This window comes from Alteraurantiacibacter aestuarii (genome assembly GCF_039523595.1).
Classification (GTDB): Bacteria; Pseudomonadota; Alphaproteobacteria; order Sphingomonadales; family Sphingomonadaceae; genus Alteraurantiacibacter; species Alteraurantiacibacter aestuarii.
This window is the reverse complement of record NZ_BAAAFP010000002.1, coordinates 816,521-834,758: the sequence shown is the minus strand read 5'-3', so window position 1 is coordinate 834,758 and position 18,238 is coordinate 816,521. Positions and strand designations below refer to the sequence as shown.

The 18,238-nt window shown below is 63.0% G+C and carries 26 protein-coding genes; 6 read left to right on the top strand and 20 right to left on the bottom strand.

All coding sequences use genetic code 11. The annotated features are described in order from the left end of the window. The first annotated feature begins 138 nt into the window (after window positions 1-138). A complete protein-coding gene (gene rarD, locus ABDZ98_RS07595; protein WP_160589860.1) occupies window positions 139-1,059 on the top strand; it encodes an EamA family transporter RarD in 921 nt (306 codons plus the stop codon). On the opposite strand, the gene pyrC is transcribed toward rarD, so the two are convergent. Both pyrC and ABDZ98_RS07585 read right to left on the bottom strand, forming a co-directional pair. After that, window positions 1,056-2,093, bottom strand: a complete 1,038-nt coding sequence (pyrC, locus tag ABDZ98_RS07590; protein WP_160589861.1) for a dihydroorotase — start codon at window positions 2,091-2,093, stop codon at window positions 1,056-1,058. The two genes, rarD and pyrC, sit on opposite strands and share 4 nt — an antisense overlap. Before the next feature lie 40 nt (window positions 2,094-2,133). Continuing rightward, the gene (locus ABDZ98_RS07585) at window positions 2,134-3,021 is read right to left on the bottom strand and encodes a DMT family transporter (protein WP_160589862.1); all 888 of its coding nucleotides are present in this window, start codon (window positions 3,019-3,021) and stop codon (window positions 2,134-2,136) included. 138 nt (window positions 3,022-3,159) lie between these two features. Here ABDZ98_RS07585 and ygfZ point away from each other — a divergent pair, with 138 nt between their 5' ends. Further along, a complete protein-coding gene (gene ygfZ, locus ABDZ98_RS07580) occupies window positions 3,160-3,900 on the top strand; it encodes a CAF17-like 4Fe-4S cluster assembly/insertion protein YgfZ (RefSeq protein WP_160589863.1) in 741 nt (246 codons plus the stop codon). Window positions 3,901-3,905: 5 nt separating this feature from the next. Here ygfZ and ABDZ98_RS07575 read toward each other — a convergent pair whose 3' ends face one another. After that, window positions 3,906-4,508: a TetR/AcrR family transcriptional regulator gene (locus tag ABDZ98_RS07575; protein ID WP_160589864.1), complete on the bottom strand. Its 603-nt coding sequence runs from the start codon at window positions 4,506-4,508 to the stop codon at window positions 3,906-3,908. Window positions 4,509-4,537: 29 nt separating this feature from the next. On the opposite strand from ABDZ98_RS07575, the gene ABDZ98_RS07570 reads away from it, so the two are divergent. Further along, complete coding sequence (locus ABDZ98_RS07570; protein WP_160589865.1) at window positions 4,538-5,437, top strand: metal-dependent hydrolase; 900 nt, start codon at window positions 4,538-4,540, stop codon at window positions 5,435-5,437. A 51-nt stretch (window positions 5,438-5,488) separates the two neighbouring features. On the opposite strand, the gene ABDZ98_RS07565 is transcribed toward ABDZ98_RS07570, so the two are convergent. The 3 genes from ABDZ98_RS07565 to rplU all read right to left on the bottom strand — a co-directional run bounded on the left by ABDZ98_RS07565 (window position 5,489) and on the right by rplU (window position 7,027). After that, a complete protein-coding gene (locus ABDZ98_RS07565) occupies window positions 5,489-6,085 on the bottom strand; it encodes a GNAT family N-acetyltransferase (protein ID WP_160589866.1) in 597 nt (198 codons plus the stop codon). Between the two features lie 178 nt (window positions 6,086-6,263). Beyond that, window positions 6,264-6,533, bottom strand: coding sequence for a 50S ribosomal protein L27 (gene rpmA, locus ABDZ98_RS07560; protein WP_160589867.1), 270 nt, complete (start codon window positions 6,531-6,533; stop codon window positions 6,264-6,266). Window positions 6,534-6,568: 35 nt separating this feature from the next. Next, window positions 6,569-7,027, bottom strand: a complete 459-nt coding sequence (rplU, locus tag ABDZ98_RS07555; protein WP_160589868.1) for a 50S ribosomal protein L21 — start codon at window positions 7,025-7,027, stop codon at window positions 6,569-6,571. Between the two features lie 208 nt (window positions 7,028-7,235). Here rplU and ABDZ98_RS07550 point away from each other — a divergent pair, with 208 nt between their 5' ends. Continuing rightward, window positions 7,236-7,772 (top strand): hypothetical protein, encoded by a 537-nt coding sequence (locus ABDZ98_RS07550; RefSeq protein ID WP_160589869.1) that lies wholly within the window; start codon window positions 7,236-7,238, stop codon window positions 7,770-7,772. Continuing rightward, window positions 7,769-8,452, top strand: a complete 684-nt coding sequence (locus ABDZ98_RS07545) for a Crp/Fnr family transcriptional regulator (RefSeq protein ID WP_160589870.1) — start codon at window positions 7,769-7,771, stop codon at window positions 8,450-8,452. The genes ABDZ98_RS07550 and ABDZ98_RS07545 overlap by 4 nt, the downstream gene beginning before the upstream one ends. A 20-nt stretch (window positions 8,453-8,472) precedes the next feature. On the opposite strand, the gene ABDZ98_RS07540 is transcribed toward ABDZ98_RS07545, so the two are convergent. The 6 genes from ABDZ98_RS07540 to ABDZ98_RS07515 all read right to left on the bottom strand — a co-directional run bounded on the left by ABDZ98_RS07540 (window position 8,473) and on the right by ABDZ98_RS07515 (window position 11,452). Then, entirely contained in the window at window positions 8,473-8,907 is a 435-nt protein-coding gene (locus tag ABDZ98_RS07540; protein WP_160589871.1) for a hypothetical protein, read from the bottom strand. Window positions 8,908-8,985: 78 nt separating this feature from the next. Next, complete coding sequence (locus ABDZ98_RS07535; RefSeq protein ID WP_160589872.1) at window positions 8,986-9,435, bottom strand: molybdenum cofactor biosynthesis protein MoaE; 450 nt, start codon at window positions 9,433-9,435, stop codon at window positions 8,986-8,988. 2 nt (window positions 9,436-9,437) lie between these two features. Next, window positions 9,438-9,680 (bottom strand): MoaD/ThiS family protein, encoded by a 243-nt coding sequence (locus ABDZ98_RS07530; protein WP_160589873.1) that lies wholly within the window; start codon window positions 9,678-9,680, stop codon window positions 9,438-9,440. A gap of 16 nt (window positions 9,681-9,696) precedes the next feature. Next, entirely contained in the window at window positions 9,697-10,701 is a 1,005-nt protein-coding gene (gene moaA, locus ABDZ98_RS07525; RefSeq protein WP_160589874.1) for a GTP 3',8-cyclase MoaA, read from the bottom strand. Between the two features lie 11 nt (window positions 10,702-10,712). Next, entirely contained in the window at window positions 10,713-11,084 is a 372-nt protein-coding gene (locus tag ABDZ98_RS07520) for a Rossmann fold domain-containing protein (protein ID WP_160589875.1), read from the bottom strand. Beyond that, the gene (locus tag ABDZ98_RS07515) at window positions 11,084-11,452 is read right to left on the bottom strand and encodes a dihydroneopterin aldolase (RefSeq protein ID WP_160589876.1); all 369 of its coding nucleotides are present in this window, start codon (window positions 11,450-11,452) and stop codon (window positions 11,084-11,086) included. Before ABDZ98_RS07515 ends, ABDZ98_RS07520 begins: the two co-directional genes overlap by 1 nt. Before the next feature lie 127 nt (window positions 11,453-11,579). Here ABDZ98_RS07515 and ABDZ98_RS07510 point away from each other — a divergent pair, with 127 nt between their 5' ends. Continuing rightward, a complete protein-coding gene (locus tag ABDZ98_RS07510; RefSeq protein ID WP_160589877.1) occupies window positions 11,580-12,335 on the top strand; it encodes a DUF1499 domain-containing protein in 756 nt (251 codons plus the stop codon). Here the strand turns inward: ABDZ98_RS07510 and ABDZ98_RS07505 are convergent. The 8 genes from ABDZ98_RS07505 to ABDZ98_RS07470 all read right to left on the bottom strand — a co-directional run bounded on the left by ABDZ98_RS07505 (window position 12,332) and on the right by ABDZ98_RS07470 (window position 18,230). Beyond that, window positions 12,332-13,246 (bottom strand): class I SAM-dependent methyltransferase, encoded by a 915-nt coding sequence (locus ABDZ98_RS07505; protein ID WP_160589878.1) that lies wholly within the window; start codon window positions 13,244-13,246, stop codon window positions 12,332-12,334. The genes ABDZ98_RS07510 and ABDZ98_RS07505 overlap by 4 nt on opposite strands. A 9-nt stretch (window positions 13,247-13,255) precedes the next feature. Further along, complete coding sequence (thrC, locus tag ABDZ98_RS07500) at window positions 13,256-14,656, bottom strand: threonine synthase (RefSeq protein WP_160589879.1); 1,401 nt, start codon at window positions 14,654-14,656, stop codon at window positions 13,256-13,258. 13 nt (window positions 14,657-14,669) lie between these two features. Next, complete coding sequence (locus ABDZ98_RS07495) at window positions 14,670-15,284, bottom strand: SURF1 family protein (protein WP_160589880.1); 615 nt, start codon at window positions 15,282-15,284, stop codon at window positions 14,670-14,672. Beyond that, on the bottom strand, window positions 15,281-15,610 hold the full coding sequence (locus tag ABDZ98_RS07490) for a DUF983 domain-containing protein (RefSeq protein ID WP_160589881.1): 330 nt from the start codon (window positions 15,608-15,610) through the stop codon (window positions 15,281-15,283). The genes ABDZ98_RS07495 and ABDZ98_RS07490 overlap by 4 nt, the downstream gene beginning before the upstream one ends. A 94-nt stretch (window positions 15,611-15,704) precedes the next feature. Continuing rightward, a complete protein-coding gene (locus ABDZ98_RS07485; RefSeq protein ID WP_160589882.1) occupies window positions 15,705-16,565 on the bottom strand; it encodes a cytochrome c oxidase subunit 3 in 861 nt (286 codons plus the stop codon). A 68-nt stretch (window positions 16,566-16,633) separates the two neighbouring features. Then, entirely contained in the window at window positions 16,634-17,200 is a 567-nt protein-coding gene (locus tag ABDZ98_RS07480; RefSeq protein WP_160589883.1) for a cytochrome c oxidase assembly protein, read from the bottom strand. Continuing rightward, window positions 17,200-17,325 carry a hypothetical protein gene (locus ABDZ98_RS07475; protein ID WP_272916778.1) on the bottom strand — a complete coding sequence of 42 codons (126 nt, stop codon included), beginning with the start codon at window positions 17,323-17,325 and terminating at the stop codon, window positions 17,200-17,202. The genes ABDZ98_RS07480 and ABDZ98_RS07475 overlap by 1 nt, the downstream gene beginning before the upstream one ends. Beyond that, window positions 17,322-18,230, bottom strand: coding sequence for a heme o synthase (locus ABDZ98_RS07470; RefSeq protein ID WP_160589884.1), 909 nt, complete (start codon window positions 18,228-18,230; stop codon window positions 17,322-17,324). The genes ABDZ98_RS07475 and ABDZ98_RS07470 overlap by 4 nt, the downstream gene beginning before the upstream one ends. Between the last annotated feature and the right edge of the window lie 8 nt (window positions 18,231-18,238).

The window sequence follows — 18,238 nt, the reverse complement described above, 5'->3', positions numbered from 1 at the left end:
GAAAGACCAGGCCAATTCTGTGATTGAAACGACCGAATCCAACAATCGATCCCTTTGTCTTTAATGGAAAAAATCTGAACCGCTGGCAAGAGGGCGGAAAGCTTGCCCCTACAAGCGGCAAGGCGTAGCTGTAGTGCGATGAGCGGGGGACAATCGCAGCAGGATCACACGGGCAAGGGGTCCGCCCTGGCCTATGCGCTGGGCGCGCATGCGGTGTGGGGCTCCATGCCGCTGTACCTGATTCTGGTGCAGACCGTACCCAGTCTGGAATTCGTCGCCTGGCGACTCGTCTTCACCCTGCCGCTGTGTTTCGCCATATTGTTATGGCGTGCAGGTGGGGAAGAATTGCGCGCCGTGCTGCGCGACCGGCGCACGGTGCTGACGCTGCTGGGCAGTTCGGCGATGATCGGGATCAACTGGTTCCTCTATGTCTGGGCCATCCAGCACGGCCATGTCTATGCCGCCAGCCTTGGCTATTACATCCTGCCGCTGAACATGATGCTGCTGGGGATGGTCTTCCTGAAGGAGAAACTGACCGGGCGGCAATGGGCTGCGGTGATCCTGGCCGCGATTGGCGTGACGGCGCTGGCCGCAGGGGCGCTCACCACCTTGTGGCTCAGCCTGTCGATGGCGATGACGTTTGGCATTTACGGCCTGCTGCGCAAGACGGTGAAAGCAGGTCCGCTGGTGGGGCTGACGGTCGAATCGATGATCCTGATGCCCGTGGCGCTGGGCATTGTCGGATGGTACTGGGCCAGCCCGCAAGGCCCGGCACTGGCGCAAGGCACGGGCGTGGCGCTGGCGGTGGCGGGCAGCGGGCCGATGACGGCCATCCCGCTGCTGATGTTCGCCACGGCGGCGCGGCGCATGCCCTATACGGTGATCGGCTTCCTGCAGTTCACATCGCCCACCATCGTGTTCCTGATGGGCCTGTTCGTCTTTGGGGAGGATCTGAAACCGGCGCAGCTGGCCTGTTTCGTCATGATCTGGGCCGCCGCGGCGCTGTTCACGTGGGAGCTGTTCAGGCCGAAACCCAAAGCCAGGGCAACAACTGCCTAACTGGCAAAGCGCCAGCGCAGGGTCTCGCCAGCGTGGAACGGCACCAGCTGCGCGGCACCCACATCCATCACCTGCGGCACGGGGCAATCGGCGCGCTCCAGCGTCACGCTCTGCCCGTTCACCGGCAGGCCGTAAAACGCCGGACCGTGGAGCGAGGCAAAGCCCTCGAACCTGTCCAGCGCGCCTTCATCCTCGAACACGGTGAGATAACTCTCCAGCGCGAAAGGGGCGTTGAAGATACCCGCACAGCCGCAGGCGCTTTCCTTGGCTTCGCGGGCATGGGGGGCGCTGTCCGTGCCCAGAAAGAACTTTGCACTGCCAGAGGTGGCTGCACGGCGCAGCGCCAGCCGGTGCTTCTCCCGCTTGGCCACGGGCAGGCAATAGGCATGTGGACGCATCCCGCCCACCAGCATGGCATTGCGGTTGATATGCAGGTGCTGCGGGGTGATGGTGGCGGCAACATTGGCAGATGCGCCTTGCACGAAGGCCACGCCTTCCTCGCTGGTCAGATGCTCGAAAATCACCTTGAGCTGCGGCAGGTCGGCAATCAGCGGGGCCAGAATACGATCGATAAACACCGCCTCCCGGTCAAAGATATCGACATCGGCGCTGGTCACTTCACCGTGCACGCACAGCGGCATGCCGATCTCGGCCATCACCTCCAGAACGGCGCGGATATTGGCGATGTCCGTCACTCCGCTGGCTGAATTGGTGGTGGCCCCTGCGGGATAGAGCTTGGCGGCGGTGAACACGCCTTGGGCAAATCCGCGGCGCATCTCTTCAGTATCTGTGCTGTCGGTGAGGTAGGCGGTCATCAGCGGGGAGAATTCCATGCCCGCAGGAACGGCGTCCATGATCCGCTGGCGGTATGCCCGGGCGGAAGCCACATCCACCACTGGCGGGGAGAGGTTGGGCATCACGATGGCGCGGGCAAACTGGCGCGCGGTGTGGCCCACCACGCCTGCCAGCATGGCGCCATCGCGCAAATGAACGTGCCAGTCATCTGGCCTGCGAATGGTGATGGATGATGTCATGCCCCGCCCTTGCCATATTCACGCCGGGTGCAAAAGAGGCTCACAGCCGGGAGCGCACCAGCAGCGGCTTGAACAGTTCGCGGCTGGGGCGGATCAGGATCACCAGCACGCCCGTGGCCGCGATGGCGGCCCCGGCAATCAGGAACACGCCCACGCGGTCTCCGGTAATGGTGGCACCGGCGATAATGGTGAAGATCGGCGTCATCAGCGTCAGCGGTGCTACCAGATTGGCATCGAAGCGCTGGATCAGCCGGAAATAGAGCGTGTGCGCACCCAGTGAGACGATCACCGCGGAGAAGAACAGCGCCGCGGCCAGTGGCCAGCCGCCCGCCACGCTCGCGGCGATCTGTCCCTGCTCGGTCAGCGCGGACAGCGGGATCAGCACCACGCTGGACCCCAGCGCGGCCCACGCCTGCAGGCGCAGCGGCGACAGGTCGATCCGCTTGAGCTGGACCGATCCCATCGCCCCCACCACGGCAGAGGCAAAGACGAAGACCAGCCCCACCCCGCCCGACCATCCTGCGGGCGAGGCCACCGCCACCAGCACGCCGATGAAGGTCAGGGCGATGCCCAGCCCTCGCCTCCAGGCGATCTTTTCCCCCAGTATGGCGATGGCGAACAGCACCGTCAGCGGCGCGCCCGACAGGCTGATGACGGCAGAGGCGGAAGGGCTCGCCTGCTGCAAGCCGATGAACAGCAGCGCGAAAGACCCGCCGCTGACGGCAAATGTCACCAGCATCACGCGCAGCAGTTGGGGCGGAACGGGCCGCAGCCAGCGCGCCAGCAGCACCAGCACCACGCATGATCGCGCGGCGGCATAGAACAGCGGCGGCACGCCCATGTCGCCCACTACCAGTCGGCTGACCACGACGTTGAGAGCCCAGACAAGGCAGATCACGGTCAGCAGCAGGAATGCACGAATAGGCATGATGGGGCAGCCGCATAGGCCTTTCGCGGCCCCAGACCAATCCTGACGAGCGCGGCGATGGCGAAAAACGAAAGGACCGGAGAGGCATCCCGGAAAGAAAACATTGAATCCCTCCCGCTACGTGCCACCTATTCACCTATGCCAGCAGAACGCCTCTTTTCCCGCGCGGTCCTCCGCATCGCTCCTGAAACCGGCGGCGAGGATGTTGCCGATTTCCTCCAGGGCCTCGTCACCAATGACGTGAAGGGCCTGTTGCCCGTTTATGCCGGATTGCTGAGCGCACAGGGCAAGACGCTGTTCGACTTCATTGTCTGGCCGGGCAGCGGCGATTCGCTGCTGCTGGATTGTGAGGCGGACGCGGTCCAGGATTTGGCCAAGCGGCTTTCCATGTACCGCCTGCGGCGCAAGATCTCGATTTCCCGCGCGGATGAGCTGGGCGTGTACTGGCAGGCCGAAATGGGCGATGGCGGCGCGCCCGATCCGCGCCATGCAGGGCTTGGCCAGCGCTGGATCGCCGTGGCGCAGGACGATGACGAGTCTGCCGACGATGCCTGGCTGAAACACCGGCTGCGCTGCGGCGTGGCGGAAGGCCTGGAGGAACTGGGCGATGTGCTGTGGCTGGAAACCAATGCCGCCGACCTGCACGGCGTCAGCTTCACCAAGGGCTGCTATGTCGGGCAGGAAAACACCGCGCGGATGAACTGGCGGCAGAAGGTCAATCGCCGGCTGGTGGTGGTCCCGCTGGAGATGTCAGAAGAAAAGCGCCGCAAGGCAGCCTACCCTGAACTGGGGCTGGCGGTGGATCACCTGCGGGTGGACGATATCCCCGCGGAGCTGGCGCCTGAATGGATGAGCCTTACACCGCCTGGCGACGACTAGGCCGCTCAATCACCGGCGATATCACCGGCCTTCTTGAAGGATGCAGTCATCATTGCGGTTGCCCGATCGCGCGATGTCTGGCGCTTCACGCCCAGCGATTCGGCCAGTTGCTGGCCCATCAGCGCCTCACCCAGCGCCAGCAGCACCAGCGTATAGGTGGTTTCGTGCATGGTCCGCTCGGCCCCGGGCTCCAGCTCCTGCGGATGCAGTTCGTCCACCAGCTGGTGGATCGTCTCGACAATCGGGTTGAGCGCATCCTCATTGCCCGACAGCAGCATCCAGCTGGCCAGCGCGCCGCCGCCCTCGCGGTCAAACGCATCGAAGGTCAGGTCCACCACTTCGCGCGGCGTGCCGATACCCGCCCGCGTGGCGCGCACCGCATCGCCGATGGTATCGCACACCGATCCGGCCATATGCGCGGCGAGCGCCTTTTGCAGGCCTGCGGCAGAGCCGAAATGATGCAGCAGATTCGCATGGGTGCGGTCAATGCGCGTGGCCACGGCCTTCAGCGTTACCGCCTGCGGCCCCGCCTCGATCAGCAGGTCACGCGCAGCGCCCAGTGCCGCCGCGCGGCTTTCCTCTGGAGAGAGTCTTTTTCTTATTGACATTGGTGTTAATAATTTCCAATTCTGACGCCATGAACGCACCCACGAAGTTTGACGTAGATGTGACAGAGGGCACTGGCAAGGCAGGCACATTCCCCGAAGGCCTGGCCATTACCGTGCGCAACCGCCGCTTTGGCCGCGATGACGCCGCTACGCGCTGGTGGCTGAACGGCGATCCCGTGGCCACGGCCTGGCACACTGCCCTGTCTGCCACCTTCCCCCGCGGGGAGGCGCTGTTCATCGAAGCGGTCAAGGCACATCGCGATGGTGTGGACCCCAAGCTGGCGCAGGAAATCCGCGCCTTCGTGAAGCAGGAAATCAACCACACGCGTGAACATCTGGCCTTCAATCGCGGCGCTGAGCAGGCGGGCTATGACCTGTCGCGCATCGATGCCAGGGTCGAAAGTCTGATCGGCGATGTATTCGCGCGCAAGCCCATCGTGTGGCTGGGCATCACCATCGCGCTGGAACATTTCACCGCCATGTTCGCGCATGAATTCCTCACCCATCCCCGGCACTTTGTCGGCGGCGACAGCGAGCAGGTGGAACTGTGGCGCTGGCATGCGGCAGAGGAAATCGAGCACAAGGGTGTCGCCTATGACGTGTGGCTGCACGCCACCCGAGACTGGAGCCGGTGGAAACGGTGGAAGGTGAAGAGCCTGCTGATGGTGCACATCACCCGCAGCTTCATCACCAATCGCAGCAAGGACTGCCTCGATCTGTTGAGACAGGACGGCATCACCGGCTGGCGGGCAAAGCTGCGCCTGATGACATATCTGTTCGTCAGGCCCGGCATCCTGCGGCGAATATTCCCTGCATGGCTGGCCTATTTCCTGCCGGGATTTCATCCGTGGAATCAGGACGACCGGGCACTGATCGCGCTGTATGACAGCGAATATTCGGCAGCGAACCTGTCCGCCGAGCCTGCATAGCTACAGACCCGGCGGCAGATAACCTCTGCGGCAAGAAATCAGGCGACCAGTTCAGGCCGGTTTACGGTTGGCTTCAGAGCGCATTTGCGCGTCCACATCCGCTTCCCCGTCACCCGCCCCGCCCGGCTCAACCCGCTCATCCAGATTGAGGGCATAGCGCCGCGCCAGCACCATCTGTCCGCCGCGGCCCAGCGCATGAGTCGGGTGGATTTCTCCGGTCTCGCGAAAACCGGCCTTGCGCAAAACCGCGCCGCTGGCCGGATTATCGAGGTAGTGCCCGGCCTGAACGCGCCTGACGCCCAGCATGCGAGCGATCTGCAGTATCCCGCCCAGCGCCTCTGTCGCATAGCCCCGCTTGCGATAGCCGCGCGCGATCCAGTAGCCGATTTCGGGCACATCCTCGCTGCAATCCATGCCGATCTGGCCGATCAGCGGCGCGCCATCGACACCCGGCAGCACAATTGCCAGCCGCACATCCATTGGATCGCGCTGTGCCGCGCAATATGCCCTGGCGTCGTCCTCTCGGTAAGGCCACGGGGCACGCGCGAGCATGCGCACCAGACCGGCATCATTGATGCCGCGGTAAACCTCGCGCCAATCCTCCGGGAAAGGCGGCCTCAGGAACAGGCGCTGCGTACGCATGAACATCGCGTTTCTCCTCCATCGCCCCCGCCCGCCTGTCCTACCAGCGGTGCGTGACGTGCATGTTGCGAAGGAGAAAACAAAAAAAGGAGACGGGGCGGCCCCATCTCCTTCGCGAATGCCGGGCTATTTGCCGCCCGACAGGGGCCATCCCGGTGGATGACCCCTTCCTTGGATCATCCGATTATTCGGCTGCCTGCGCCATGGCGTCGACCGACACATATTTGCGGCCGAGCTTGCCATCGTGGAAACGCACGTGGCCTGCTTCGAGCGCAAACAGCGTGTGATCCTTGCCCATCCCGACATTCACGCCCGGATAGACCTTGGTGCCACGCTGGCGAATAATAATGTTGCCGCCGATCACTTCCTGACCGCCGAACTTCTTCACGCCGAGGCGACGACCGGCTGAATCGCGACCATTGCGCGACGAACCGCCAGCTTTTTTATGTGCCATCTCGTCTTACTCCGTATCCACCCGGTAGTCCGGGATTATTCCTTGTCGGCCTTGGCGGCCGGCTTCTTGGCGGGGGCCTTCTTGGCAGCAGGCTTCTTGGCAGCGGCCGGCTTCTTGGCCGGTGCAGCCTTTGCCTCAGCGGCCTGGGGAGCTTCCTTTGCAGGAGCCTCAGCCTTCTTTGGCGCAGCCTTCTTGCCTTCACCCACGCCCACGATGCGCAGCAGGGTCATCTGCTGGCGGTGGCCGTTCTTGCGGCGATAGTTGTGACGGCGACGTTTCTTGAAAACGATCACCTTCTCACTCTTCGCCTGGGCGATGATCTCTGCCGAGACCTTTACCTTGGCAACATCCGCCATGTCGGCGCCTTCGCCGGCCAGCAGGACATCGCCCAGCTCGATCGTATCCCCGGCCTCACCAGCCAGTTTCTCGACCGCGATCTTGTCTCCTTCGGCGACGCGATATTGCTTGCCGCCCGTGCGCACAACTGCGAACATGGTGCTTGTTCCGTTTCTTTAGGTGTCTTTGACGCGGGGCCATCCCACTACAACGACAAAAAAGGCGCCCGAGTAGGGCACCGCAAAGTGAGCCGCCCGATATGCCAAGCTCGTGGCGCTGTCAACAAGAAGGCACCTATTTTTGCATGGATCGACGGGCTTTTTGCATGGCTGGAAAGTCTCTTGATCCCGCGCTAAGGCAGAATCCATGAGGTCGCGCAGCATTCCATTCACCGGCAGTATCACTGGCAGGATCATTGGCACTCTGTTCGCGCTGGGTGCCAGCCTGCTTGCGGCAGGCTGCGCTACGCCGCAGGAATATCCCAGTCTGGCCGTGCGCGATATGGAGCGATTCTCCGGCAGCATGCTGCCAGCGCCCGTATTCACCCCCGCCCCCACAGCTCCCGCCACGCTGGCGCAGCTTGCCAGCCTGACAGAGACCGCACGCACCGCCCATGCAGGCTTCCTCACCGCCGTGCAGACCGCACGATCGCGTGTGCAGCCCGCACGCGGCGCAGCGGTGGGCAGCGAAAGCTGGTCCGTGGCCCAGGTCGCGCTGGCTGATCTGGAATCAAAACGCAGCAATGCGCTGATCGCGCTCGCCGATATTGATCGCTTGTATGTCGATGCCGCGGTTGAGGGCGGTGAAATTGCGCGCATTGGTGCGGCCCGCGACGATATTTCCGCTCTTGTCGATGAACAGAACCAGCTGATCGCAGGCCTGGTGGATTCGCTTAATTCATGAATCTGGCATGCGAGACATGCCCGGTGCGCGACAGGGCAGCGTGCGCAGTCCTGAATGACGGGGCCCGGGACGACCTTGCCCGATCGGGACGCACACGCAAGCTAAGGCGCGGGGATATACTTTTCTCCAGGGGCGAGGAGGATGCCGCCTGCGCCATGCTGGTTTCGGGCGCGCTGAAGATCGCCACCTTCGACACCGAGGGTAACGAGCACATTCTGGCGCTGGTTCATCCCTCCGGCTTCATCGGTGAATTGTTTGCCCCGTTTGCCACCTACGATGTGGTGGCGCTGACGGACAGCGAACTGTGCGTGTTTCCGCGCAGCGAGATGTTGCAGGCGCTCGATGAGAATCCCAAACTCGCCAAGGCATTGCTGCGCAGGACCGAAGAGGAATTGCGACGCAGCCGGAAATTGCTGGAACTGAGCGGCCGCTCCAGCGCGATCGGCCGAGTCGCGAGTCTGATTCGCGGCATGGCCGATGCTGCCAGCAAGACATCGTGCCATATGGCGCAGAAATTCGACCTGCCGCTGACGCGCGGAGAAATGGCCAATATGCTGGGGTTGACCATCGAAACCGTCAGCCGCAGCCTGACCAGGCTGGAGCGCGAAGGGATTCTGCGGCGGAATGGTGTGCGCGGGATCGAATTAATCGACCCCGCGCAGTTGGGACTTATGGGCTGAACCGGTCGTCGCGTGAAAGTTCAGCTCACTATAGCGGCAATGGTCACAACCGCCACGCCCCAGATCAGGACCAATACAGGGAGGATCAATACCTGCACTGATGCCTGAGCTGCTGAATTATGACCGGAAATCGTCGTGATTCCGTCCTGCTGGAAACGCGCCCAGCTCTTCGCCCTGACGGGTGACTGAGGGGCCAGCTTCGTCCAGATCGTCGGGATTCCGAAACCGGCGATGATGAGGAAGATAATCACTCCCATCGGCAGGATCAGACCGGGATTGCCAAAGCAAAGACCGGTGACGAGCATGAAAGACAGGTAGCAACCCACGGTGGCGATATAGAGGCCGCGGGGCAGTTCGAAACTGCGATCCACGATGGTGGGCCGGTGCGCGGCAGGCATCGCGGTATGCACGATGGCATGCTGGGCAATCGTTTCGCGGCTGAGTTTCTCGACCATCTCTCACTCCTGTCTCTTCCAAAACAAGAATGATGCATTGCCTCGCGAACTACCTTGATCGCGGTCAAAACGGTAAATCTATTGCGCCCAGCGCGCCAGATCGTCGTGGTCCTGCTCGCGCGGTTCGATCCAGTGCCAGCCATCGGCGCGCTTTTCACGCTTCCAGAACCAGCTGTCCGATTTCAGATGATCCATCGCGAAATCGACCGCTTCGATGGCTTCGCGGCGATGCTTCGCGGCGGCAGAAACCAGCACGATCGGCTCCCCCACGTGCATCACGCCGGAGCGATGGACGATCAGCATGCCCATCAGGTCAAACCGCTCAATCGCGGAATCGGCCAGTTTCTCCATGCCCGGCAGGGTCAGCCTTTCGTAGTGCAGCAGTTCCAGCGCTTCCACGCCGCTGTCACCGCGCACTTCGCCCACAAAGGTGCACACGCCGCCAAGGCCGGGATGGGCATTGGTGAACGGCCCCACGAATTGTCCGGGATTGAACGGCTGGGTCAGCAGCCTGACATCACGCGCCATGGTCAGCCGCCGCTGACAGGGGGCAGCAAGGCGACCTCGTCCCCGTCCACAGCGGACAGGGAGGTCTTGTCGGCCAGCACCTGCCCATTCACCGCGATGCGGGTGCGATCCTGCTTCACGGCATCGGCCAGCGGCCCCTGCAATTCATCGCACAGGCCCTGCCAGTCGAGCGGTCCCTCGAGCTGCTTGTCACTGACACCGGCCAGATCGGCCAGCTTGCCCAGGAAAACGAGTGTCACAGCCATCGCGGCCCCCTCAACATCAGCCGCCGGTCATCGACATGTGGCGCGGCTGCGCAGGGCCAGATCCGGCCTCTATGCGGAAGTGGTGCTTCTCCGGCTTGATCCGCATTGCCTCATCCAGCGCCAGAGCAAGCTGCTCATCGGGCGAATCGGAACGCAGGGCCGCGCGCAGATCAACCTTCTCCGCGCCGCCAAGGCAGGCAAACAACTCGCCCGTGGCGGTCACGCGGATACGGTTGCAGGTGGCGCAGAAATTATTGGTCAGCGGAGTGATGAAGCCCAGCCGCCCGCCGCCGGTTTCACGAATGCGGACATAGCGCGCCGGGCCGCCGGTATCGTCCTTCACGTCTTCCAGCGTCCACATCGCCTCCAGCCGGTCCCGAATGACCGGCAGCGGCAGGTAGTGATCCACACGCTCGCCATCGACCTCGCCCAGCGGCATGACTTCGATCAGCGTCATGTCATGACCGTTGGCATGCGCCCATTCGACCAGGAAGGGGATCTCCTCCTCGTTGATGCCCTTGAGTGCCACCGTGTTGATCTTGACCTTCAGGCCCGCTTCCCTGGCGGCGGCGATGCCTTGCAGCACCTTCACCAGCCGGTCGCGGCGGGAAAGCTGCTCGAACAGCACCGAATCCATCGTATCGAGGCTGACATTGATGCGTTTGACGCCCGCTGCGGCAATATCGTCGGCAAATTCTGCCAGCCGCGTGCCATTGGTGGTGAGCGTGAGTTCTTCCAGACCATCGCCCAGCTTGCGGCCCAGCGCCTGAATCAGCTGGATCACATCGCGGCGGACCAGCGGCTCCCCGCCGGTCAGGCGGATCTTGGTGATGCCGCGATCAATGAAGGCGAGGCCGAGCTTGTGCAGCTCCTCCAGGCTGAGAACATCCTTCTTGGGCAGGAAGGTCATCATCTCTGGCATGCAATAGGTGCAGCGCAGATCGCAGCGATCCGTCACCGACAGGCGCAGATAGGAAATCCGGCGGTTGAAGCCATCGACCAGGGGGGTGGAACAACTCATCGCCTGCCTATCTAGTCCACCTGAGCCGCAATTGCATCCACTTGCAGGATTTGCCCGGTCACACCCGGCGCGCCGGTCAGATAGTCCACCGCCTGGGCAACCGCAGCATCATCGCCGCCGGCAATGGCGTTGACCCGGCCGGGTGCCGCCTCGCGCGCCAGATCCTGGATCGCGGCGATGCGCCATTGGCTGTGCGTGTGGTCGGCATCGGGGAATATCACCACCGCGGCCAGTTCCTCGCCATCGTCCACCGCAATATCCGCCCACATGCCTTGCCGGGCGAACAGATCCCGCACTTGCGGGGCCAGATCGCGGTGGAACAGGGCGGCTGAGTCCAACGGGCTGGCGGGCCATTGCACAGCGCGCAGATCGAATTCCACCATCAGCGGCGATCGCGCGTCAGAGTGATGCCGATCTGCTCATCCGCCTCGCTCAGCGCCAGCTTGACGATCTTGACGCTCACCTGCTCGACTCGGCTGTCCTGCAGGAACAGCGTTTCGCAAACGTGGTCGGCCACCGCCTCGATCAGCTTGTAATGCGTGTCACCCAGCGCTTCCGAACAGGCGAATTTCAGGTCCATGTAATTCTTCGACGCATCGAGCGGGGTATCCGCGTCATAATGGTCTGCCACCTTGAATTTCACCTGCACGGTGAACTTCAGCGGCTGCGGCTGGCCGGTCTCTTCGGAATAGATGCCCGTATGGATATCATGCACGAAGTCGGCGAGTTCGAGGATGAGGCTATCTGCCATGCGCGCCCCACTGGCACCACCCCGGCCAATTGGCAAGAAAGCATGGCCTTCACCGCCATTAGCCGGTGTTGACTGACAGCCGCGGATATGACCAATTTGCCGCCAGAGATCGAGGGGAGAAGTGATTATGGCAACGCTACCTGCAAGCACTGGTTCGCGCTGGGTCAAATGGATCGGCGCATTCGCATTGGGCGGTGCAATACTTGCGGTGCTGATCGCCGTGACCTCGCTCACCCTCGCTCGCTATGACATGATCGACAAGCTGAGCGGCTTCATCGGTTTCATGATGCTGCTCAACCCGGCGCGCGCGCTGGCGGTGATCGCCGCCATCGGCCTGCTGCTGGCTTTCGTGCGCAAGACCGGCCCCAAGTGGCAATCCGCCACTGCGCTGGTGCTTTCGGGCGGCCTGCTGGTGGTGATCTATTACGCCGTGATCCTGCCCGCCGGGGAAGCCCCGCCGCTGCATGACATCACCACCGATGTGGACGATCCGCCGCAGTTCCAGACGCTGGAACTGCGCGCCGACAATCTGATTCCGTTCCAGAGCGAGGAAGAATGGCGCGCCGCGCACCGCACCGGATATCCCGATATCGGCCCGGTGGTGATCGACAAGAGCCCCAGCGAAGTGCTCGCCAATGCCCGCGCGCTGGCAGAAGGCAATGGCTGGGACATCGCCAGCATCGATATTCCTGCAGGCCACATGGAGGCCACCGCCTATGCCGGCTACCTGCGCTTCAGGGATGACGTGATCGTGGAGGTCACCCCCATCGACGATGGCAGCACCCGCGTGGACATGCGCTCCGTCAGCCGCGTTGGCCTGTCCGATCTTGGCTATAACGCCAAGCGGATCGAAGCCTTCCTGGCCGAATTGCAGACGCTCTAGCCGTCGTTTTTCCAGCGGGCAAAGATGGCGGTGGGCAGCAGCCTGCCGTTGTCCTGCCCGCCCGCACCCTCTTCGCGCACAGCCAGTTCGCCGTGTTCCACCGTGCCCGGAAGACCGGCAAAGGCTTCTGCCAGCAGCCCGCCAATGGCCAGCGATGACATGCGCACGGCATAGACGGTGAGGAAGCAGAAGCGGCTGTCCGCATCCAGCAGCTGGCGGCATTCGCCGATCAGACCGGGCAGGCCTTCCTCCAGCCGCCAGACCTCACCATTGGGGCCGCGTCCGAATTTGGGCGGATCGAGGATGATCCCGTCATATCGCTTCTCTCGCCGCACTTCGCGCGCGGTGAACTTGCCTGCATCGTCGATCAGCCAGCGGATCGGCCGGTCCGTCATCCCGGAAAGCGCCGCATTCTCTCGCGCCTGGGCGACCGACTTCTTGCTCGCATCGACATGGGTCACGGGGCCGCACTGGCTCAGCGCCAGCGATCCGGCACCGGTATAGCCAAACAGGTTGAGCGTGCTGGCATCATCGCGGCCCGCCAGCTGCGCGCGCATCCATTCCCACACCGGGGCCATATCGGGGAAGAAACCCAGGTGGCGGAAGGGCGTGCACTGGGCGGTGAAGCGCACCTCCTGCCAGGACAGCGGCCAGCCTTCGCCGGGCACGCTCTTGCTGAAATGCCAGCGGCCGCCGCCGTCTTCATCCGATCCGGGCACGAATTCGCCATGCGCCTGCCATTCCGGCCCGTCTTCATCGAGCCGCGGCTGCCACATCGCCTGCGGTTCGGGACGGATGAAGCGGAACGGACCATAGCGTTCCAGCTTGCGCCCGTTGCCGCTGTCCACCAGGCCATAATCGGCCCAGGCAGCGCCTTCCATCAGTATCGGCTGGTCAAGGAGATCGGCCATCAGCGCCTCCTATGAACTCGGCGTCGCACGCTCCGCCACGAAGCTGGCAACGGCATCATAATCACCCGGCAGTTCAACCACGGCTTCCTGCCGGTCAAACAGATTGCCGATGCGAGAGGGCAGGTGCGGACGCATGCCCGTGGCCCGTTCCACCGCATCGGGGAACTTGGCCGGATGGGCCGTGGCCAGCGTGACGATCGGCACGCTGGGATCAATGCCGCAGTTGCGCGCGCCGTGCAGGCCGATGGCGGTATGCGGGTCGATCACCTCGCCGCAGTTCTCCGCCGCCCATGCCATCGCCCGGACCATGTCATCACCGTCCGCGCGCACGGAGGTGAACAGCGCCGCTGCCCCTTCGCGCTGGGCATTGGTCAGTTGCATGGCCTTGCTCGCTTCAAACCCGCGCATCTGCTCGGCCAGCGCCTTGCCATCGCGCCCGCCGCAATCGAACAGCAGCCGCTCGAAGTTGGAGGAGACCTGGATATCCATGCTGGGCGCGGCGGTGGGAGTAACCGTTCCGGCCGAGTAATCGCCCGTGGTCAGGGCGCGGTAGAGGATATCGTTAATGTTGGTGGCCACGATCAGCCGCTCTATCGGCAGGCCCATCTGCGCCGCGACATAGCCGGCGAACACATCGCCGAAATTGCCCGTGGGCACGCTGAAGGCAACCTTGCGATCGGGCGCGCCAAGCTGGAGCGCGGCGGCGAAATAATACACCACCTGCGCCATCAGCCGCGCCCAGTTGATGGAATTGACCGCACTGATGCGAAAACGCCCGGTCATGGCATCATCCACGAACATGCGCTTCACCATCGCCTGGGCATCATCGAAGCTGCCTTCGATGGCGATATTGTGCACATTGGGCGCGCGCACGGTGGTCATCTGCCGGCGCTGCACGTCACTGACGCGGCCCTTGGGATGGAGCATGAAGATATCCACCCGCTCCCGCCCGGCGACCGCATCAATGGCGGCGGAACCGGTGTCGCCGCTGGTCGCGCCAACGATGGTCAGGTGGTCCTGATTCTTCTGCAGGAAATGTTCGAACAGGCGGCCCAGCAATTGCAGCGCCACATCCTTGAACGCCAGCGTGGGCCCGTGAAACAGCTCCAGCAGCCAGTGCTGCTGGTCAAACTGCGTCAGCGGGGTCACCGCCTCATGTGCGAAGCGGCCATAGGCGCGCGTGCACAGGTCGCGCAGCTCATCCTCTGTCAGGCTGGGCGTGACGAAGGGCAGCATCACCCGCACCGCCAGCTCAACATAGGACAGGCCGCGCATATCGGCGATCTGCGCCGCAGTGAAGCGCGGCCATTCCCGCGGGACATACAGCCCGCCATCGGAGGCGAGGCCGGCCAGCGTCACCCCTTCGAAATCGAGCGCCTGTGCGCTGCCTCTGGTCGAAATATATTCCATTGCGAAAGCGCGGTTAGCGCCAGCGGCGGCGCAAGGCCAGTATATAGATGACCAGCGCGGTCAGCGCGAAGAAGAACCACTGCCCGGCATAGGCCAGATGGTTGTTGGGCAGGTCGGCAGGATCGGGCGTGGCATTGGGCTCAAGCCCTTCCAGTGGCGGGTCCGCCACGATGCGCCAGCCCCGCTCTCCACCGCGCGCCACGATCCCCTCTACCTGGCCCTGCGTCCATTCGGCCAGTTCGGGATCCCGCGACCATCCAAGGACAAGATCGACCTCCTCTGGCAAAACAGCCGAGGCGGAAGGAGCGCCAGCTTGCGATCCCGTATCCGGACTGCCGGTGGTGCAGGTGACGATATGGGCCCAGCCCGCGACGCCGCGCGCGTTGCGCCCCGAAATGCTCGAAGCGTCACGGCCCTGATCGCAATAGAAGCTTGCCCTGCGAAACAGGGCATCAGGATCGCCGAAATTGCCGAGTACCACCTCGTCATCGGCAATCTGCGCCTGATAACGGGCGATCAGCGCTTCTTTCTCATCCAGCCGCCCCAGCTGCCAGAAGCCCAGCGCGATCATGGTGGCGACGGCGGCCAGCACAATGATGGTGGGAATGATCGGAATCTTGCGCGTCATGACAAGTCACTTCCATCATGGCGCTGTGCACGGGCATGTTCATGCCGGTGTTCAGCCGCATTGCTGCGAAATTCGCGCACCAGCAGCGCCCCCTTGGACAGCCTGAGGCCCGCAACCACCCCGCCCACGATCAACGGCAGCCACAGGACCACGTGCAGCCACCACGGCGGATCGAAGGTCAGTTGCAGCCAAATGGCCAGCCCGACGACTATTGCCCCGACGATCAGCGTCAGGAAGGCCGCTGGCCCGTCCCCCACGTTGAAGCGGGAATAGTCAAGGCCGCAGCCTGTGCAGCGCGGGGCAAATTTGATCGCCCCGTCGAACATCGTCCTGGCTCCGCAGCGCGGGCACAAACCGAAAAGGGCAGCCTCACCTAAAGCGGGCTGCCCTTTGCGAGTGTCTGGAAGGTCAGTCACGAGATCAATGGATCTCTGCGCCCCAACCGCCCCAGACGTAGACGACGATGAACAGGAACAGCCACACCACGTCAACGAAGTGCCAGTACCAGGCTGCGGCCTCAAAGCCGAAGTGCTGGCGCGGGGTGAAGTGGCCCAGATAGGTGCGGCGCAGGCAGACGATCAGGAAGATCGTGCCGACCAGCACATGGAAGCCGTGGAAGCCGGTGGCCATGTAGAAGGCCGAGCCATAGGTGTTGGTGCCGAAGGGGAACGGCGCGTGGCTGTATTCATAGGCCTGGATGCTGGTAAACAGGATGCCCAGGGCAATGGTCAGCCACAGGCCCTTCTTCAGCCCGTCACGGTCGCCGTGGATCAGCGAGTGGTGCGCCCAGGTGACCGTGGTGCCGGAGCACAGCAGGATCAGCGTGTTGAGCAGCGGCAGGTCGAATGCGTCGAGGACGTGCAGGCCTTCCGGCGGGAACTTGGCCAGCATGGCCGCGCCTTCTTCGCCAATCAGGTTGCGCGTCACACCGTCAATTACTTCCAGCGGCGCGGGGAACAGGGCGAAATCGAACCAGCTCCAGAACCAGCCGACGAAGAACATCACTTCCGAAGCGATGAACAGGATCATCCCATAGCGCAGGTGCAGCTGCACAACCGGCGTGTGATCGCCAGCCTGCGCTTCCTTCACGATATTGGAGAACCAGGAAAAGAAAGTGGCAATCAGGCCGGCGACACCAATGCCCAGCACCAGATGCCAGCTGGCCATGTCATGCATGAACAGCACCATGCCGCTGGTAAAGATCAGCGCAGAAGCTGCACCGATCAGAGGCCAGATATCGGGAGCGAGAATGTGATAATCGTGGTTCTTGGCGCCAGCCATGATGTCAGTCCTGATTAGTCGTTTCGTGAAGGCCCTTAAAGCGCGGAAGCCGCAGGGTCCAGAGCCTATCAGTCGGTTATTGCACGGTGGAATGTGTAAGACAGGGTAATCTGTTCCACACCTTCCATGTTCGGATCGTCCAGAGCCTTTGGATCGACGTAGTAAAGCACCGGCATACGGACCTCCTGGCCCGGTTGCAGGGTCTGCTCCGTGAAACAGAAGCACTGGATCTTGTTGAAATAGATTCCGGCCTGCTCAGGCTCCACATTGAAGGTGGCCGTGCCGGTGATCGGTTCGCTGGAATTGTTGCGCGCGGTGTAGGTTGCCATGTCGCGCTGGCCGATGGTGATTGTATCGGTCACCTGAACCGGTTCGAATGTCCACGGCATATCGCTGGCGGTATTGGCATCGAAGCGGATCGAATAGGTCTTTCCGCCCGCGCTTTGCGCCATGCGTGCGGCCAGGTCCGCTTCGGCCTCAGTCGCCACCTGTGTGGTGCCGGCAAAACCGGTGACGCGGCAGAAAAGATTATACAGCGGCACCGCGGCAAAACCCAGGCCCAGCATGGCCAGCGCCATGCCGAACGCCATCAGCATGGTGCGGCGATTGCGGTTATCGAGCGCGCCCGCAGCCATCAGTCACCCATCCTCACGATCGTGATCGCATAGAAAAGCGCGACGAAGCCAAACAGCACCAGTGCGAACACCAGATTGCGGGCCTTGCGCCGGCGGGTGAATTCTTCCTGTTCCTGCGGGGTCATGAGAGGATCATCCTGTCTGCCACCAAAGCGGTGAAAAGCGCGAAAAGATACAGCACCGAATAGGCGAACAGCCGCTTTTCGGGCTTCATGGTATCGCCGGGAACCGAGGTGCGAAAGCCCACGGGCACGGACAGTGCCAGAAACAGGCCGGAAAGTGCCAGCGCCGCAATTCCGTAGATCGCGCCGGTGCCGCCAATTGCCCACGGCGTCAGGCTGATCAGCAGCAGGCCGATGGAATAGGCGAAGATCTGCCTGCGCGTGCTCTTCTCGCCCGCGACCACCGGCATCATCGGAATGCCGACCTTGGCGTAATCCGTCTGCACGAACAGCGCCAGCGCCCAGAAATGCGGTGGGGTCCAGATGAAGATGATGGCAAACAGCAGCAGGGGCATGGCGGTGATATCGCCCGTCACCGCGACCCAGCCGATCAGCGGAGGAAAGGCCCCTGCCCCGCCGCCAATGACGATATTCTGCGGCGTGCGCGGCTTGAGCCACATGGTGTAGACCACGGCGTAATAAACGATCGACACGGCCAGGATGATCGCCGCCAGCCAGTGGATCGCCAGCCCCATCACACCCACGGACGTGCAGGACAGCAGCAGGCCGAAATCGCGCGCATCCTCGCGCCGCATCCTGCCTTGCGGAATCGGGCGCTTGGCGGTGCGCTTCATCCCGGCATCGAGATCGGCCTCCCACCACTGGTTGAGCGTGGCCGCGCCGCCAGCACCCAGCGCAATGCACAGGATTGCGGTGAAGCCGAGAACCGGGTGGATATGGCCGGGAGCTGCCAGCAGGCCGGCAAGCCCGGTAAACACCACCAGGCTCATCACGCGCGGCTTGGTCAGGGCGAAGAAATCGCGCCATTCGGCAGGCATGGTCTGAACAGGGGCGGCGGTTATGGCCATGGCGATTG

Coding starts and splice junctions, on each gene's coding strand:
- rarD (WP_160589860.1), top strand. CDS start 139: ATGAGCGGGGGACAATCGCAGCAGGATCACACGGGCAAGGGGTCCGCC.
- pyrC (WP_160589861.1), bottom strand. CDS start 2,093: ATGACATCATCCATCACCATTCGCAGGCCAGATGACTGGCACGTTCAT.
- ABDZ98_RS07585 (WP_160589862.1), bottom strand. CDS start 3,021: ATGCCTATTCGTGCATTCCTGCTGCTGACCGTGATCTGCCTTGTCTGG.
- ygfZ (WP_160589863.1), top strand. CDS start 3,160: ATGCCAGCAGAACGCCTCTTTTCCCGCGCGGTCCTCCGCATCGCTCCT.
- ABDZ98_RS07575 (WP_160589864.1), bottom strand. CDS start 4,508: ATGTCAATAAGAAAAAGACTCTCTCCAGAGGAAAGCCGCGCGGCGGCA.
- ABDZ98_RS07570 (WP_160589865.1), top strand. CDS start 4,538: ATGAACGCACCCACGAAGTTTGACGTAGATGTGACAGAGGGCACTGGC.
- ABDZ98_RS07565 (WP_160589866.1), bottom strand. CDS start 6,085: ATGTTCATGCGTACGCAGCGCCTGTTCCTGAGGCCGCCTTTCCCGGAG.
- rpmA (WP_160589867.1), bottom strand. CDS start 6,533: ATGGCACATAAAAAAGCTGGCGGTTCGTCGCGCAATGGTCGCGATTCA.
- rplU (WP_160589868.1), bottom strand. CDS start 7,027: ATGTTCGCAGTTGTGCGCACGGGCGGCAAGCAATATCGCGTCGCCGAA.
- ABDZ98_RS07550 (WP_160589869.1), top strand. CDS start 7,236: ATGAGGTCGCGCAGCATTCCATTCACCGGCAGTATCACTGGCAGGATC.
- ABDZ98_RS07545 (WP_160589870.1), top strand. CDS start 7,769: ATGAATCTGGCATGCGAGACATGCCCGGTGCGCGACAGGGCAGCGTGC.
- ABDZ98_RS07540 (WP_160589871.1), bottom strand. CDS start 8,907: ATGGTCGAGAAACTCAGCCGCGAAACGATTGCCCAGCATGCCATCGTG.
- ABDZ98_RS07535 (WP_160589872.1), bottom strand. CDS start 9,435: ATGGCGCGTGATGTCAGGCTGCTGACCCAGCCGTTCAATCCCGGACAA.
- ABDZ98_RS07530 (WP_160589873.1), bottom strand. CDS start 9,680: ATGGCTGTGACACTCGTTTTCCTGGGCAAGCTGGCCGATCTGGCCGGT.
- moaA (WP_160589874.1), bottom strand. CDS start 10,701: ATGAGTTGTTCCACCCCCCTGGTCGATGGCTTCAACCGCCGGATTTCC.
- ABDZ98_RS07520 (WP_160589875.1), bottom strand. CDS start 11,084: ATGGTGGAATTCGATCTGCGCGCTGTGCAATGGCCCGCCAGCCCGTTG.
- ABDZ98_RS07515 (WP_160589876.1), bottom strand. CDS start 11,452: ATGGCAGATAGCCTCATCCTCGAACTCGCCGACTTCGTGCATGATATC.
- ABDZ98_RS07510 (WP_160589877.1), top strand. CDS start 11,580: ATGGCAACGCTACCTGCAAGCACTGGTTCGCGCTGGGTCAAATGGATC.
- ABDZ98_RS07505 (WP_160589878.1), bottom strand. CDS start 13,246: ATGGCCGATCTCCTTGACCAGCCGATACTGATGGAAGGCGCTGCCTGG.
- thrC (WP_160589879.1), bottom strand. CDS start 14,656: ATGGAATATATTTCGACCAGAGGCAGCGCACAGGCGCTCGATTTCGAA.
- ABDZ98_RS07495 (WP_160589880.1), bottom strand. CDS start 15,284: ATGACGCGCAAGATTCCGATCATTCCCACCATCATTGTGCTGGCCGCC.
- ABDZ98_RS07490 (WP_160589881.1), bottom strand. CDS start 15,610: ATGTTCGACGGGGCGATCAAATTTGCCCCGCGCTGCACAGGCTGCGGC.
- ABDZ98_RS07485 (WP_160589882.1), bottom strand. CDS start 16,565: ATGGCTGGCGCCAAGAACCACGATTATCACATTCTCGCTCCCGATATC.
- ABDZ98_RS07480 (WP_160589883.1), bottom strand. CDS start 17,200: ATGGCTGCGGGCGCGCTCGATAACCGCAATCGCCGCACCATGCTGATG.
- ABDZ98_RS07475 (WP_272916778.1), bottom strand. CDS start 17,325: ATGACCCCGCAGGAACAGGAAGAATTCACCCGCCGGCGCAAGGCCCGC.
- ABDZ98_RS07470 (WP_160589884.1), bottom strand. CDS start 18,230: ATGGCCATAACCGCCGCCCCTGTTCAGACCATGCCTGCCGAATGGCGC.